Source organism: Streptomyces stelliscabiei (genome assembly GCF_014873495.1).
Lineage (GTDB): Bacteria > Actinomycetota > Actinomycetes > Streptomycetales > Streptomycetaceae > Streptomyces > Streptomyces bottropensis.
On the sequence record NZ_JADBGF010000001.1, the window covers coordinates 8,393,004 to 8,408,385 of the forward strand.

Annotated in this window: 13 protein-coding genes and 1 pseudogene; 12 read left to right on the forward strand and 2 right to left on the reverse strand. The window is 73.0% G+C overall.

Annotation, left to right across the window (positions count from 1 at the left end; genetic code table 11):
* The first annotated feature begins 142 nt into the window (after positions 1 to 142).
* The 9 genes and pseudogenes from H4687_RS36920 to H4687_RS36960 all read left to right on the forward strand — a co-directional run.
* Positions 143 to 2,605: a SpoIIE family protein phosphatase gene (locus tag H4687_RS36920; protein WP_046912616.1), complete on the forward strand. Its 2,463-nt coding sequence runs from the start codon at positions 143 to 145 to the stop codon at positions 2,603 to 2,605.
* A 189-nt stretch (positions 2,606 to 2,794) separates the two neighbouring features.
* A complete protein-coding gene (locus H4687_RS36925; RefSeq protein WP_046912615.1) occupies positions 2,795 to 3,520 on the forward strand; it encodes a class I SAM-dependent methyltransferase in 726 nt (241 codons plus the stop codon).
* A gap of 108 nt (positions 3,521 to 3,628) precedes the next feature.
* Entirely contained in the window at positions 3,629 to 4,462 is an 834-nt protein-coding gene (locus H4687_RS36930; RefSeq protein ID WP_005482343.1) for a M55 family metallopeptidase, read from the forward strand.
* Entirely contained in the window at positions 4,455 to 5,804 is a 1,350-nt protein-coding gene (locus H4687_RS36935; protein WP_046912614.1) for a M20/M25/M40 family metallo-hydrolase, read from the forward strand. The genes H4687_RS36930 and H4687_RS36935 overlap by 8 nt, the downstream gene beginning before the upstream one ends.
* A 27-nt stretch (positions 5,805 to 5,831) precedes the next feature.
* Entirely contained in the window at positions 5,832 to 7,814 is a 1,983-nt protein-coding gene (locus H4687_RS36940) for a S9 family peptidase (protein ID WP_046912613.1), read from the forward strand.
* Positions 7,811 to 8,740 (forward strand): S66 peptidase family protein, encoded by a 930-nt coding sequence (locus tag H4687_RS36945; protein WP_046912612.1) that lies wholly within the window; start codon positions 7,811 to 7,813, stop codon positions 8,738 to 8,740. The genes H4687_RS36940 and H4687_RS36945 overlap by 4 nt, the downstream gene beginning before the upstream one ends.
* Before the next feature lie 71 nt (positions 8,741 to 8,811).
* The gene (locus tag H4687_RS36950) at positions 8,812 to 9,060 is read left to right on the forward strand and encodes a lipopolysaccharide assembly protein LapA domain-containing protein (RefSeq protein ID WP_046912611.1); all 249 of its coding nucleotides are present in this window, start codon (positions 8,812 to 8,814) and stop codon (positions 9,058 to 9,060) included.
* Between the two features lie 26 nt (positions 9,061 to 9,086).
* Positions 9,087 to 9,650, forward strand: a complete 564-nt coding sequence (locus tag H4687_RS36955; protein WP_046912610.1) for a GNAT family N-acetyltransferase — start codon at positions 9,087 to 9,089, stop codon at positions 9,648 to 9,650.
* Between the two features lie 5 nt (positions 9,651 to 9,655).
* Positions 9,656 to 9,862, forward strand: a pseudogene (locus tag H4687_RS36960) (arginase family protein); the annotation flags it as partial.
* Between the two features lie 47 nt (positions 9,863 to 9,909).
* Here H4687_RS36960 and H4687_RS36965 read toward each other — a convergent pair.
* Positions 9,910 to 10,263 carry a VOC family protein gene (locus tag H4687_RS36965; protein ID WP_046912609.1) on the reverse strand — a complete coding sequence of 118 codons (354 nt, stop codon included), beginning with the start codon at positions 10,261 to 10,263 and terminating at the stop codon, positions 9,910 to 9,912.
* Between the two features lie 133 nt (positions 10,264 to 10,396).
* On the opposite strand from H4687_RS36965, the gene H4687_RS36970 reads away from it, so the two are divergent.
* Complete coding sequence (locus tag H4687_RS36970) at positions 10,397 to 10,879, forward strand: phage holin family protein (protein ID WP_046912608.1); 483 nt, start codon at positions 10,397 to 10,399, stop codon at positions 10,877 to 10,879.
* A 104-nt stretch (positions 10,880 to 10,983) separates the two neighbouring features.
* On the opposite strand, the gene H4687_RS36975 is transcribed toward H4687_RS36970, so the two are convergent.
* Positions 10,984 to 11,940 carry an LLM class F420-dependent oxidoreductase gene (locus H4687_RS36975; protein WP_097249080.1) on the reverse strand — a complete coding sequence of 319 codons (957 nt, stop codon included), beginning with the start codon at positions 11,938 to 11,940 and terminating at the stop codon, positions 10,984 to 10,986.
* Positions 11,941 to 12,126: 186 nt separating this feature from the next.
* Between H4687_RS36975 and H4687_RS36980 the strand changes: the two genes are divergently transcribed.
* Together H4687_RS36980 and H4687_RS36985 are read left to right on the forward strand one after the other, a co-directional pair.
* On the forward strand, positions 12,127 to 13,533 hold the full coding sequence (locus H4687_RS36980; protein WP_046916993.1) for an NAD(P)/FAD-dependent oxidoreductase: 1,407 nt from the start codon (positions 12,127 to 12,129) through the stop codon (positions 13,531 to 13,533).
* Complete coding sequence (locus tag H4687_RS36985; protein ID WP_046916994.1) at positions 13,530 to 15,377, forward strand: transketolase; 1,848 nt, start codon at positions 13,530 to 13,532, stop codon at positions 15,375 to 15,377. Before H4687_RS36980 ends, H4687_RS36985 begins: the two co-directional genes overlap by 4 nt.
* Positions 15,378 to 15,382 lie beyond the last annotated feature (5 nt).

Consider the following 15,382-nt stretch of genomic DNA (forward strand, 5'->3'; position numbering starts at 1 on the left):
TGCGCCGCCCGTGCGGCCTGCGCGTGCGCCGGAGCCTCCCCGGGAGCAATTCGCGTATTGCCACACATCGCGACGCTACGCGGTCGTACGGTAGTGGGGGCGGCGCAGATCTTGGGAGCCGTGGGGAGAGAGGGCCTTGGCCATGGACCGTGGCACCGACACGGGCGCGACCACCGGCCACGGAGCCGGTGACGGCACGGCCGAGGGGGCCGCGGTCGGTCGTATCCCCCTGGGCGTGGTCGTCGTCGACCGCGCCGGCCTCGTGTCGCACTGGAGCACCGGCGCACGCCGTCTCTTCGGCACCACCAAGGACGAAGCGGTGGGCCGGCCCGCCCTGGACCTGCTGCCCGTCTCCGGCGCCCTCCCCGACGAGGACGACATCCCGCCCCATGGGGCGTACGGCGCGTACGACGCGCTCGGCCACGACCTGGAGACCTCGCTCGACGGACACCTCTCCTACCCGGCGGCCGGCCGCGCCCGGCTCACCGTGCCCGGCCGCGACCGGATGGACGTCCTGTGGTGGGCGTACCCCCTGGTCGGCCCCGGCCGGGAGCGTCTGCTCGTCCTCGCGGCCGACGCCGAGACGCTGCGTCGAAGGGACGACGAGCCGGTCGTCGCCGTCGAGCGCATCGCCCCCGGCTTCGCCCTGCACACCGACTTCCCCGGCGCCGAGGAACTCGCCCGCAGACTCCCCGAGATCCTGCCCAGCATGAGCGTCGGCGAGAGCGCCCGCATCGTCGCCCAGGTCCTGGAGCTGGGCTATCCGGTGCTGGAGTTCAGCCAGAACGACCGGGTGCCCGTCACCCCCGACTGGGGCGTGCCCCGGCGCGCGGAGCGCCGGGCGCGCCGCGAGCGGGCCGCGCGCGCCGTCGCCGAGGGGCTGCCGGTCCCCCCGGACGCGCGGGAGGAGGACGAGGACCTCGAATACGCGGCCGTACGCGAGCGCCTGGAGTTCCTCAACGAGGTCAGCGGACGCATCGGCACCTCCCTGGACCTGTCGCAGACCATCGTCGAGGTGAGCCGGGCGGTCGTGCCCCGCTTCACCGACGTCGCCGGCACCTATCTGCGCGAGCAGGTCGTCGCCGGCGAGGGCTTCCCCGAGGGCGTGCCGGACACGACGACCATGTGGCACCGGGTGGCCCTGGAGCACACGGACGAGCCGGGCCGCTGGGACGACGTCGTCCCCGTCGGCGAGGCCATGCCGTTCCCCGCGCACACCCCGTTCTTCCGGTGCATGACCACCGGCGAGCCCGTCCTCGTGCCCCGCATCAGCGAGCAGATGGGGCACGCGATCGCCGCGCAGTTCGAGAAGCGCGACATCCGGCCGCTGATCACGGGCCGCTCCATGCTGGTCGTCCCCCTGAAGGCCCGCAACGTGGTGCTCGGCTTCATGATCCTGCTGCGCCACCCGGAGCGCGAGGTCTTCGACGACATGGACCGCGTCACCGGCGCCGAACTCGCCGCCCGCGCGGGCCTCGTCCTCGACAACGCCCGGATGTACACCTACCAGGAGAACGTCGCCGAGACGCTCCAGGACAGCATGCTCCCGCAGATCGAGGCCCACATGACGGGCTGCGACATCGCCACCCGCTATCTGCCGGGCACCCTGCTCGGGCGGGTCGGCGGCGACTGGTTCGACTCGGTGAAGCTGCCGGGCGCCCGCACCGCCCTGGTCGTCGGCGACGTCATGGGGCACGGGCTCAACTCCGCCGCGATGATGGGGCAGCTGCGCACGGCCGTGCAGACCATGGCCGCACTCGACCTGCCGCCCGCGCAGCTCCTGCGCAACCTCGACGACCTCGCCCAGCGCCTCGGCGAGCACTACCTCGCGACCTGCCTCTACGCCGTCTACGACCCCGTCGTGGGCGAGCTGCACCTCGCCAACGCCGGGCACATCCCGCCCGTGCTGGTCCGCGCGGTGGACGGTCGCACCGAACTCCTCGACCTGCCCACGGGCGCCCCGATCGGTGTCGGAGGGGTGCCGTTCGAGGCGGTACGCGTGCGCGTGGAGCCCGGCGACCGGCTCGTCATGTGCACCGACGGCCTGGTCGAGGTGCGCGGCGAGGACATCGGCGTGGGGCTCGCGACCCTCTGCGAGTCCGCCGCCCACCCGGCCGCCTCCATGGACGACGCCTGCGACACGATCATCCGTGCCCTCAACACGCGCGGCGGCCGCAAGGACGACGTGGCCCTGCTGATGGCCCGGCTCAACGGCATCGCACCCGAGGACGTCGCCGAGTGGCGTCTCGCCCCCGACCCGGTGGAGGCGGCCCGCGCCCGCGCCGCCGTCCGCGAGCAGCTGTACGTCTGGGGTCTCGACGCCCTCGCGGACACCACCGCGCTTCTGGTCGGCGAACTCGTCACCAACGCCGTACGGCACGCGCGCGGGCGCCGCATCGAAGTGCGCCTCGTCCGGGGCGACACCCTGCAGTGCGAGGTCTACGACGACGACCCCACCCTGCCGACCCTGCTCAGCGCGGCGCCCACGGACGAGTTCGGCCGCGGACTGCGCGTGCTCACGACCCTGGCGCGCGAGTGGGGGACCAGCCGCGCGGGGGCGGGCAAGACGGTGTGGTTCGAGCTGACGCTGCCGAGGCGGCGCTGAAACACCCGCGGGAGCGCGTAGGGCCGGGGCGCTGACGCCCGGGTCGCTGACGCGCGAGTTGCCGACACGCGGGTTCTGGACGCGGGGTGAAGGTGCGTGCAGGGTGCTTGCCCGCGCGTGCCGGGCGCGGTAGACCGATCTGGGCCCGCCGCGGCGGCGGGCCACGACGCGTTCAACGGGGGGTTGCGCATGAGTGTGACGAGTCGGTACCGGGAGGCCTGGGAGGGGTTCTGGCGGGAGGTTCCCGAAGGACCGGGAGAGGTCTTCTGGGACGCCGGGCCGGAGCGGACCGCCGCCGTCCACCTCGCTCTGTTCGAGCCCCACCTGACGGCCCCCGGCCTGCCCCTGGTCGACCTCGGCTGCGGCAACGGCACCCAGACCCGCTACCTGGCCGACCGCTTCTCGCAGGTGATCGGCGTCGACCTCTCCACCGCCGCCGTCGACCGGGCCCGCCGCGCCGACCCCGGCGGCCGGGCCGCCTACCGCGCGCTGGACGCGGCCGACCGCACGGACGCCGAGACCCTGCACGCCGACCTCGGCGACGCCAACGTCTACGTACGCGGGGTGCTCCACCAGTGCGAACCCGACGACCGGCAGCGGCTCGTCGACACCGTCGCCACGCTGGTGGGCGAGCGCGGCCGGGTCTGTCTGGTCGAACTCGCCGAGGCCGCCAAGCCCGTGCTCATGGGCCTCGCGCAGAGCCCCGCCGGCCCTCCCGCCAAACTCGCCCCCGTCTTCCGGCACGGCATCGCCCCGGGCGAGGTCAGCGACGCCGCGGTCCCGCGGTATCTGCGGGCGGCCGGCCTCACCCTCGTCGCCGAGGGCGAACTCCCGCTGATCACCACGGAGCACACGGCCGACGGCACCCTGATCGAACTGCCGTCGAGGTGGTACGTGGCGGGGCGCCCGGCGTAGGGGGCTCGGGCGGTCCGTGAGCCGTCCCGGGGGTGTCCGTGGGCCGCGGCGGTGAGAGTTATCCACAGGTCTGCCACGGATCGGCGCGACCGCGTACGGTTTCGAGCCATGAAGATCCTCATCAGCGCCGACATGGAGGGCGCCACCGGTGTCACCTGGCCGGCCGACGTGCTGCCGGGGACACCGCAGTGGGAGCGGTGTCGTGCGATGTTCACCTCGGACGTGAACGCCGCCGTGCTCGGCTTCCTCGACGGCGGCGCCGACGAGGTGCTGATCAACGAGGCGCACTGGACCATGCGCAATCTGCTGCTGGAGGAGCTGGACGAGCGCGCGCAGATGCTGACCGGCCGGCACAAGGCGCTGTCCATGGTGGAGGGCGTGCAGCACGGCGACGTGGACGGCATCGCCTTCGTGGGCTACCACGCGGGCGCCGGTATGGAGGGCGTCCTCGCCCACACCTACCTCGCCAACTCGATCACCGGCGTGTGGGTGAACGAGGAGCGGGCCAGCGAGGGGCTGCTCAACTCGCATGTCGTGGCCGAGTACGGGGTACCGGTGGTGCTGGTGACTGGCGACGACGTGGCGTGCGAGGACGCCCTCGGGTATGCGCCCGAGGCGCTCAAAGTGGCGGTCAAGGACCATGTCTCGCGGTACGCGGCGGTGTGCCGCACCCCGGCGAGAACGGCCGCCGACATCCGCGCGGCGGCGAAGGAGGCCGCCTCGCTCGCCGTGCGGCACACACCCGTCAGGGGCGGGCCGTTCACCGTGGCGCTGGAGTTCGACGCCGAGCACCTGGCGATGGCCGCGACGGTCGTACCGGGTGTGACCCGTACCGGTGAACGCAAGGTCGCGTACACCAGCCCGACCATGTACGAGGGAATCCGCACCTTCAAGGCGGTCACCACGATCGTCTCTGCCGCGGTGGAGGAGACATATGGCTGAGTCGGCGAAGCTCCCGCAGGCGGCGGAGACCTCGCGGCTGCAGGCGCTGGACGAGGTCGTCCGGTTCACCTCCGACCTCATCCGCATCGACACCACCAACCGCGGCGGCGGGGACTGCCGGGAGCGGCCCGCCGCCGAGTACACCGCCGCGCTGCTGGCCGAGGCGGGCCTGGAGCCCACACTGCTGGAGCGCACCGAGGGCCGGACCAACGTCGTGGCGCGCATCGAGGGCACCGACCCGTCGGCGGACGCGCTGCTCGTCCACGGTCATCTGGACGTGGTGCCCGCGCAGGCGGCGGACTGGACCGTGCACCCGTTCTCCGGTGAGATCCGCGACGGCGTGGTCTGGGGCCGGGGCGCGGTCGACATGAAGAACATGGACGCGATGATCCTCGCGGTCGCCCGGCACTGGGCGCGCTCGGGCCTCAGGCCCCGCAGGGACGTGGTGATCGCGTTCACCGCCGACGAGGAGGCGAGCGCCGCGGACGGCTCCGGCTTCCTCGCCGACGCGCACCCCGCGCTCTTCGAGGGCTGCACCGAGGGCATCAGCGAGTCGGGGGCGTTCACCTTCCACGACGGAGCGGGGCGGCAGATCTACCCGATCGCGGCCGGGGAGCGCGGCACCGGCTGGCTGAAGCTCACCGCGCACGGCCGGGCCGGCCACGGCTCCAAGGTGAACCGCACCAACGCGGTGACCCGGCTGGCGGCCGCGATCGCCAGGATCGGGGCGCACGAGTGGCCGCTGCGGCTCACCCCGACCGTCCGCGCGGCCCTCACCGCACTCGCCGCGTTGTACGGCGTCGAGGCCGACCTCGACGACCCCGGCGGCGTCGACCGGCTCCTCGACAAGCTCGGTCCGGCCGCCGCCCTGGTGGAGGCCACCGTCCGCAACAGCGCCAACCCGACGATGCTGGACGCCGGTTACAAGGTCAACGTGATCCCGGGGGAGGCCGTAGCCCGCGTGGACGGGCGGTACCTCCCCGGTGGCGAGGACGAGTTCCGGCAGACCCTCGACCGGCTCACCGGACCGGACGTGGAATGGGAGTACGAGCACCGGGAGGTGGCCCTCCAGGCGCCGGTGGACTCGGTGACGTACGCCCGGATGCGGGCCGCCGTCGAGGAGTTCGCGCCCGAGGGGCACGTGGTGCCGTACTGCATGCCGGGCGGCACGGACGCCAAGCAGTTCTCGCGCCTCGGCATCACCGGGTACGGCTTCTCGCCGCTGAAGCTGCCCGAGGGCTTCGACTACGCGGCGATGTTCCACGGGGTGGACGAGCGTGTCCCGGTCGAGGCGCTCCACTTCGGCGTCCATGTGCTCGACCGCTTCCTGCGGACGGCCTGAGCGATGACACACGGGGGACCAAGGCAGATGGGGAACAAGGTGCAGACCCTGGCGTACGGTTCGTGGCCCTCGCCGATCGACGCGGCGCTCGCCGCCGCGCACGACGGGCATCCCGAGTTCGTGGGCTTCGTCGGCGACGAGGCGTGGTGGACCGAGCCACGCCCCGCCGAGGGCGGCCGGCGCGCCCTGGTCCGGCGCACGGCCGACGGCACCCAGGAGTCGGTGCTGCCGGCCCCGTGGGACGTGCGCAGCCGGGTCATGGAGTACGGCGGGCGGCCCTGGACCGGCGTCGTGGGGGACAACGGCCCCCTGGTGGTCTTCGTCAACCACGCCGACCAGCGCCTCTACGGCTTCGAACCGGGCGGCGAGCCCGTCCCGCTCACCCCGGTGTCGACGGTGGGCGGCGGCCTGCGCTGGGCGGACCCGCGCCCGCACCCGGAACGCGACGAGGTGTGGTGCGTCCTGGAGGAGTTCACCGGGGACGGGCCCACCGACGTCCGGCGGGTCGTCGCCGCGGTGCCACTGGACGGCTCGGCGGCCGAGGACCGGAACGCCGTACGCGAACTCACCGACGACAGCCGCCGGTTCGTCACCGGCCCCCGCCTGTCGCCCGACGGCCGCCGTGCCGCCTGGCTGGCCTGGGACCATCCGGCCATGCCGTGGGACGGCACCTCACTGCTGGTCGCCGACGTGACCGGGGACGGACTGCTGGGCGAGCCCCGGACCGTCGCGGGCGGCCCGGAGGAGTCGGTCGCGCAGGTCGAGTGGGCGGCCGACGGGACCCTCGTCCACTCCAGTGACACCACCGGCTACTGGAACCTCTACCGGCTCGACCCCGACAGCGGCGACCGCACGGCTCTCTGCGCGCGGGAGGAGGAGTTCGGCGGACCGTTGTGGAAGATCGGCCATCGCTGGTTCGCGCTGCTGGACGGCGGACTCGCCGCCGTGGTGCACGGGCGGGGCGCCACCGCGCTCGGCATCCTCGACCTGGACACGGGTCAGGTCGTCGACGCGGCCGGACCGTGGACCGAGTTCGCCCCGTCGCTCGCCGTGCGCGGCAGCCGGGTCGTCGGCATCGGGGCCAGCCCCCGCAGTGCCTACGAGGTGGTCGAGCTGGACGCGGCCACCGGCGACGCCCGTGTGATCGGGGCCGCGCACGACGACCCGGTCGACCCCACCTACTACCCGGAACCCCAGATCCGCTCCTTCCTCGGCCCCGCCGGACGCGAGATCCACGCGCACGTCTATCCGCCGCACCACCCCGGCTGCGTCGCCTTCAGCACCGAACTGCCGCCGTACGTGATCTGGGCGCACGGCGGACCCACCAGCCGGGCGCCCCTGGTCCTCGACCTGGCGATCGCCTACTTCACCTCACGCGGCATCGGGGTGGCGGAGGTCAACTACGGGGGGTCGACCGGATACGGGCGGGAGTACCGCAACCGGCTGCGCGAGCAGTGGGGTGTCGTGGACGTCGAGGACTGCGCGGCGGTGGCCCTCGCCCTCGCCGACGAGGGCACCGCCGACCGGACCAGGCTCGCCATCAGGGGCGGCAGCGCCGGTGGCTGGACCGCCGCCGTGTCCCTCACCACGACCGACGTCTACGCCTGCGGAACCATCCTGTATCCCGTTCTCGACCTCACGACCTGGGGGTCGGGGGAAACCCACGACTTCGAGTCCCAGTATCTGGAGAGCCTGGTGGGGCCGCTCGCGGAGGAGCCGATGCGGTACGGGGAGCGGTCGCCGAGCCAGCACGCCGACCGGATCACCGCGCCCTTCCTGCTGCTCCAGGGCCTCGACGACGTGATCTGCCGGCCCGCGCAGTGCGAACGTTTCCTGGCCGGGATGGAGGAGCGGCGGGTGCCGCACGCGTACATCGCCTTCGAGGGGGAGGGGCACGGCTTCCGGCGGGCGGAGACGACGGTGCGCGTCCTGGAGGCGGAGCTTTCGCTGTACGCGCAGGTCTTCGGGTTGAATCCTCCGGGTATCCCTACTCTGGAGCTCACCAAGTGACACCACTGACCCGACCCGCCCGTCTCGCCCCCGGTGCCCGTGTGGCCGTCGTCGCCCCCAGCGGGCCGGTGGCCGAGGAGCGGCTCAGCGCCGGGCTGGACATCCTGCGCGGCTGGGATCTCGACCCCGTCGTCGCCCCGCATACGCTCGACCGGCACCCGGATTTCCCCTACCTCGCCGGTACGGACGCCGACCGGGCCGCCGACCTCCAGGCCGCCTGGTGCGACCCGTCCGTGTCCGCCGTGCTGTGCGCACGCGGCGGCTACGGCGTGCAGCGCATGGTCGACCTGCTCGACTGGGACGCCATCCGCGCGGCGGGCCCCAAGACACTCGTGGGGTTCAGCGACATCACCGCGCTCCACGAGGCGTTCGCCACCCGTGCCGGGCTGGTCACTCTGCACGGCCCGATGGCGGCGGGCGTCGACTTCATCAAGAACACCCGATCCCAGGAGCATCTGCGGGCCACCCTGTTCGCCCCCGAGACGGTACGCACGATCCGGGCCGCCGAGGGCAGCATCGCCCTGGTGTCCGGCCGCGCCCGGGGCGTCCTCCTCGGCGGCTGCCTCTGCCTGCTCGCCGCCGAACTCGGCAATCCGCACGCCCGCCGGTCCGCCCGGGGCGCCCTGCTGTGTCTGGAGGACGTGGGCGAGGAGACCTACCGCCTGGACCGCTACCTCACCCAGCTGCTCCGCGCGGGCTGGCTCGACGGCGTCGCCGGCATCGTCCTCGGCTCCTGGGCGGAGTGCGAACCGTACGACAAGGTGCGGGCGCTGCTCGTGGACCGGCTCGGCGGGGCCGGGGTGCCGGTGGTGGAGGAGTTCGGCTTCGGGCACGGAGAGGGCGCGCTGACGATCCCGTTCGGGGTGACGGCGGAGCTGGACACCGAGGCGGGGACGCTGACGCTGGACGAGCCCGCGCTGATCTGAAGGCCGCATGCCGAGGCAGCCGGAAGGGCTCCCACCGGGCGGGACCCGGCAGCCCGCGTCATCCTGGAGTCATGAGCCCGAAGACATCGGAACGGGTCGGCACGCACCGGCGGAAGCGGTGGGGTGATCTGCTGACACCCGGCAGGGTGGTCGTGGGGCTGCTGGCGGCCCTGGCGCTCGTCTTCGTCTTCCAGAACACCCAGAGCACCGAGATCCGGCTGCTGGTCACCGAGGTCACCATGCCGCTGTGGATGGCGCTGCTGGGGACAGGCCTGGTGGGGGCGGTGTGCGGGGCGTTCTTCATGAGACGGCGCAGGTGACACCTGGCCCGAAGTACCGTGGCGGGATGTCCGGACATGTTCGTCACCTCATCGCGGGCTCCCGCGTCGCCATCCGGCACTTCACGCCCGAGGACGGCTCCGAGTTCACCGCGCGGGTGCGGGAGAGCGGGGATCTGCACCACCCGTGGCTCTTTCCGCCGGCCACCCCCGCCGCGTACGCGGCGTACGCGGGGCGGCTGATCGGGGATCCGACGAAGGCCGGGTTCCTGGTGTGCGAGCGGGACGGCGGGGGGATCGCCGGATTCATCAACATCAACAACATCGTGGAGGGCGGCTTCCGCAGCGGAGCGCTCGGCTACGGCGCCTTCGCGCATGCCGCCGGACGGGGGCTCATGGGGGAGGGGCTCGGGCTGGTCATCGATTACGCGTTCGACTTCATGGGGCTGCACCGACTGGAGATCAACGTCCAGCCCGGCAACGCCGCCTCCATCGCGCTGGCCCGGCGCTGCGGGTTCCGGCTGGAGGGGTTCTCGCCGGACTTCCTCTTCATCGACGGGGCGTGGCGGGACCATCAGCGGTGGGCCCTGACCGTGGAGATGGGGCGCCCGGGATCCGCTCGGGAGTCCTGAGCCGGCCGGCCCGCGAGTCAACGCAGCCCGACCCCGACGGACTCCTTCCCGACGAACTGGCCGCGCTGCCGGGTCCCTTGGTCGCCTCACCGCACTGCGTCGGCCTCGACGCCACCGTCTACGACCCCGATCTGGATCCCGACGGCACCGCGGGCGCGCTGCTCACGGACATCGTCGTGCGCACCTTCGCCGAACCGGCCCCGCCGCACTGACCGGCCGCCGGGGACCCGGCCGGCACCCACCTCCGTGCACCGAACGGCTAGCCCGTCGCCCGGCGGTCGGCGTACTCGTAGACCGAGCCGTCGGGATGGACCGCGATGAGGTTGCGGCCGACGGGGGTCGGGATCGGACCGGCCAGCACCTTGGCGCCGGAGGCGGTGAGGATCCGGCCGGCCTCGTCGACGTTCTCGACGGCGAGGGTGGCGGTGACCTTCCGCAGGATCTCCAGCTCGGACTCCGGGCCGCTCATCAGCAGGAAGCAGCCGACGGCGGCGACCTGGACGCCACCGCGTTCGAAACGCATCGCCGGTGCGCCCGAGAGTCTCTCGTAGAACGGGACCGCCGCCTCCAGGTCGTCGACGCAGATGCGGAGCGTGGTACCGAGAATCTCCATGCGCACGAGCCTAGTTGGGGCCGGGCGGCGACGGTGATCGAAACGCGGATCACCGCACGCGTGTCCGCGCCGCCCGCGTGCGCGGTGCCGTGGTGCCGCGTTACGGGCGCAGGGGGCCGGGTACTCGGCCGCGATGGACCGCTTGGATCATCTGGAACATCTGGACAGGCACCTGGTCGACGAGTTGGCGCAGGTGGCCCGCGAGACCATCCGTGAGGAGCTGCGGCAGCAGACGCGTAAGCAGCGGCGCAAGGCGGCGCTGTACGCGGCGTCCGGGGCGCTCGCCCTGTACGCGGGTGCCGCCGTGGCGCTCGCCGTCGGGCTGGCGCTCTGTCTGGTCCTGCCCGACTGGGCCGCCGCGCTGATCACCGCAGTGGTGCTCGGTGTGGCCGCGTACCTGCTCAGGGGCGCGGCGCGGCCCTCGGCGGACCGTGACGGGGCCGTCGGCGGAACGGCGCCGGGGACACCCCCGGGCGGCCGGGGACCGGCCGGGTATCCGCCGCCTCCGCCCGTCGCACCCGGTGTCGGGACCGCGACCGACGGCGTGACCGGGGCCGCGGGCGGCGCCGCGTCGACAGGGGCGGACTTCGAGGACCGGCGCCACCGGGGCCTGTGAGTCCCTGTGAGCCAGGGCCGCCGAAAAGGCGGTACGTGTACGTGCGGCGGGGCCGGGACGGTACGACCGTCCCGGCCCCGCCGCACGTGCTCGCCCGAACCCGCTCAGCGCGGGAGTCGCGGCAGCACCTTCGTGCGGTAGAAGTCGAAGAAGCCGCGCTGGTCCGGGCCGATCTGGCTGACGTAGACGCGGTCGAAGCCGGCGTCGGCGAACGCCCGCAGTTCGGCGACATGTTCGTCGACGTCGTCGCCGCAGACCGTGTTCTCGCCGACCATCTGCTCGGTGACCAGCGGTTCCAGCTGCTCGAAGTGGCTCGGGGTGGGCAGGATCTGGCCCATCTCGCCGGGCAGGAGCTGGCTCGACCAGAGGTGGCGGACGCGGCGGACGGCCGCGTCGCGGTCGGTCCCCCAGCACACCTTCGTCCCGCCGCTGACGAGGTTCGCGCCCCCGCCGCCCTTGCGGTACTGCGTGACCAGCTCCTCGTCGGGGCCCATGGTGATGAAGCCGTCGCCGACGCGGGCGGCGAGCGCGGTGGCCTTGGGGCCGAAGCCGGAGATGTCGATCGGGACGGGCTGGTCCGGGAGCGTGTAGAGGCGGGCGTTCTCCACGGTGAAGTGGGGGCCGCGGTGGGTGACCTCCTCGCCGGTGAACAGCCGCCGCATCACCTGGACCGACTCCTCCAGCATCTCCAGGCGGATGTCCGCCGAGGGCCAACGGGTGCCGAGGATGTGCTCGTTGAGCGCCTCGCCCGAGCCGATGCCGAGACGGAACCGGCCACCGGTCAGCACCGCGCTGGTCGCCGCGGCCTGCGCGACGATCGCCGGGTGGATCCGCACGGTCGGGCAGGTCACCGCCGTCTCGATGGGCAGCGACACGGCCTCGGAGAGCGCCCCGATCACCGACCACACGAACGGGCTCTGGCCCTGGGCGTCGTTCCACGGGTGGAAGTGGTCCGAGATCCACAGGCAGTCGAACCCGGCCTGTTCGGCCATCCTCGCCTGCTCGATCAGCTCCGCGGGACCGAACTCCTCGGTCGCCAAGAAGTATCCGTACTCGGGCATGGGGGGTACCTCCGCGACATCTGCGATCGGGCTGGGGTCGGGTCGCGTTCCGGGTACCCGGGGGCCGGGGCGGAAACCCGTGGACGGGCGGGGCCCAGGCGGTTTGGGCACCCTGACCAGGGGGACGCGGAAGGTTCGCACGCACAGGAACCGACCCGTACGTCTTGAGGACGCTGAGGACTCCGTATGCGCGACCCCGCCGGAGGCGAACCCGTGAGTCGACCCCGCATCGTGATCGTCGGTGCCGGCTTCGCCGGCTACCGGACGGCCCGCACCCTCGCGCGGCTGACCCGGAACAAGGCCGACATCACTCTGCTCAACCCGACCGACTACTTCCTGTATCTGCCCCTGCTGCCCCAGGTCGCCGCCGGTGTCCTGGAGCCACGCCGGGTGACCGTCTCCCTCACCGGCACCCTGCGTCATGTGCGCCTGGTGCTCGGGGAGGCCGAGGACATCGATCTCGACGCGCGCACCGTGCGGTACACCGACCCCGAGGGCGGGACCGGCACGCTGACCTACGACCGGCTGGTGCTCGCGGCCGGCAGCGTGAACAAGCTGCTGCCGATCCCCGGTGTCGCCGAGCACGCCCACGGTTTCCGGGGGCTGCCCGAGGCGCTGTATCACCGGGACCACGTGACCCGGCAGGTGGAGCTGGCGGCCGGCAGCGAGGACCCCGAGAGCTGTCGCGCGCGCTGCACCTTCGTGGTGGTCGGCGCCGGCTACACCGGGACCGAGGTCGCCGCCCAGGGCCAGATGTTCACCGACGCACTGGTCCGGCAACAGCCGCTGCGAGGCGGCGTACGACCGCGCTGGATGCTGCTCGACATCGCCGAACGGGTGCTGCCCGAGATGGACGAGAAGCTGTCGCGGACCGCCGACAAGGTGCTGCGGCAGCGGGGCGTCGACGTGCGGATGGGAACCTCCGTGAAGGAGGCCACGCCGGACGGAGTGCTGCTGAGCGACGGGGAGTTCGTCGACACCCGCACCCTGGTGTGGTGCGTGGGCGTACGGCCCGATCCGCTCGCCGAGTCGCTGGGGCTGCCGATGGAGCGCGGCCGGCTGCTGGTGGACCCCACGCTGCAGGTGCCCGGCAGGCCCGAGGTGTTCGCCTGCGGGGACGCGGCCGCCGTGCCCGATCTGACCAAGCCCGGCCAGTACACCCCGATGACCGCGCAACACGCGTGGCGGCAGGGCAAGGTGGCCGCGCTCAACGTCGCCGCCTCCCTCGGCCGCGGCGAACCCAAGCCCTACCGCCACAGCGACCTGGGCTTCGTGGTGGACCTCGGTGGAGCCAAGGCCGCCGCCAACCCCCTCGGCGTACCGCTGTCCGGCCTCGCCGCCGGCGCCGTCACCCGCGGATACCACCTCGCCGCCATGCCCGGCAACCGCGTCCGCGTCGCCGCCGACTGGCTCCTGGACGCCGTACTGCCGCGCCAGGGCGTCCAGTTGGGGCTCGTCCGGTCCTGGTCGGTCCCCCTGGACACGGCGTCACCGGAGCTGGCGAGGATGCCGGGAGGACGGTCGAGTACGGACGCCGACCGGGCCTCCGCAAAACCGCCCGAGCCCGCAGAACGTTCGGAAGGAGCGTCATGAACAGCCGTCGACTCAGCGAGCTGGCACAGCAGTTGAGGGTGGACAGCGTACGCGCGTCCGGCGCCGCGGGCTCCGGGCACCCGACCTCGTCCATGTCGGCCGCCGAACTGATGGCGGTGCTGCTCGCCAAGCATCTGCGCTACGACTTCGAACGCCCCCAGCACCCCGGCAACGACCGTTTCGTGCTCTCCAAGGGGCACGCCTCGCCCCTGCTGTACTCCGCGTACAAGGCGGCCGGCGCGATCAGCGAGACCGAGCTGATGACCTTCCGCAAGCTGGGCAGCCGGCTCGAAGGGCATCCCACGCCCCGGCGGCTGCCGTGGGTGGAGACGGCCACCGGCTCGCTCGGCCAGGGCCTGCCCGTCGGCGTCGGCATCGCGCTGGCCGGGAAGCGGCTGGACCGTACCGGCTACCGGGTGTGGGTGCTGTGCGGCGACAGCGAACTCGCCGAGGGCTCGGTGTGGGAGGCCGCCGAGCACGCCTCGTACGAGCATCTGGACAATCTGACGGCGATCGTGGACGTCAACCGGCTCGGACAGCGCGGACCCACCCGGCACGGACACGACCTGGACGCCTACGCCCGCCGCTTCGCCGCCTTCGGCTGGCACACCGTCGAGATCGACGGACACGACGTGGACGCCGTCGACCGGGCGTACGCCGAGGCCGAATCGACCAAGGGGCAGCCCACGGTGATCCTCGCCCGCACCCTCAAGGGCAAGGGCGTCGAGGCCGTCCAGGACCGCGAGGGCCTGCACGGCAAGCCCCTCAAGGACGCCGACGGCGCGATCGCGGAACTCGGCGGCGTACGCGACCTGCGCGTCGAGGTCCGGCAGCCGCCCGCCGCCCGGATGCTGCACGCCGTACGGACCGGGCATCTGGAGCTGCCGCGCTTCGAGATCGGCGACGAGGTCGCCACCCGGGACGCCTTCGGACAGGCGCTCGCCGCGCTCGGTGACGCGCGCGGCGACATCGTCGCCCTGGACGGTGAGGTCGGCGACTCCACGCGCGCCGAGTTCTTCGCCAAGGAACATCCCGAGCGGTTCTTCGAGTGCTACATCGCCGAACAGCAGCTGGTGGCCGCGGCGGTCGGGCTCGCGGCGCGCGGCTGGGTGCCGTACGTCTCCACGTTCGCGGCGTTCCTCAGCCGGGCCCACGACTTCGTCCGCATGGCGGCGGTCAGCGGGTCCGGGCTCAACCTCGTCGGCTCCCACGCCGGGTCCGCCATCGGCCAGGACGGGCCCTCACAGATGGGTCTGGAGGACCTGGCGATGATGCGGGCCGTGCACGACTCGACGGTGCTGTACCCGTGCGACGCCAACCAGACCGCCAAGCTCGTCTCCACGATGGCCGGTCTCGAAGGCATCCGTTATCTGCGTACGTCCCGGGGCGCCCTGCCCGTCCTCTACAGCCCCACCGAGGAGTTCCCTGTCGGCGGCAGCAAGGTGCTGCGCGCCTCGGACACCGACCGGCTGACGGTCGTCGCCGCCGGGGTCACCGTCCACGAGGCCCTCAAGGCCGCCGAGGCGCTGGACGCCGAGGGCATCCAGGTCCGGGTGATCGACCTCTACTCGGTCAAGCCCGTGGACCGCCGCACCCTGCGCGAGGCCGCCGAACGCACCGGCTGCATCCTCACCGTCGAGGACCACCACGAGGAGGGCGGCCTCGGGGACGCGGTCCTCGACGCCTTCCTCGACGGCCGCCCGGTGCCCCGCCTGGTGCGCCTCGCCGTCCGTACGATGCCGGGCTCGGCCTCCCCCGAGGAGCAGCTGCGCGAGGCGGGCGTCGACGCGGAGGCGATCGCGGTGGCCGGGCGGCTGCTGGTGGAGCACGCGATCGCGCCCTGAACCCG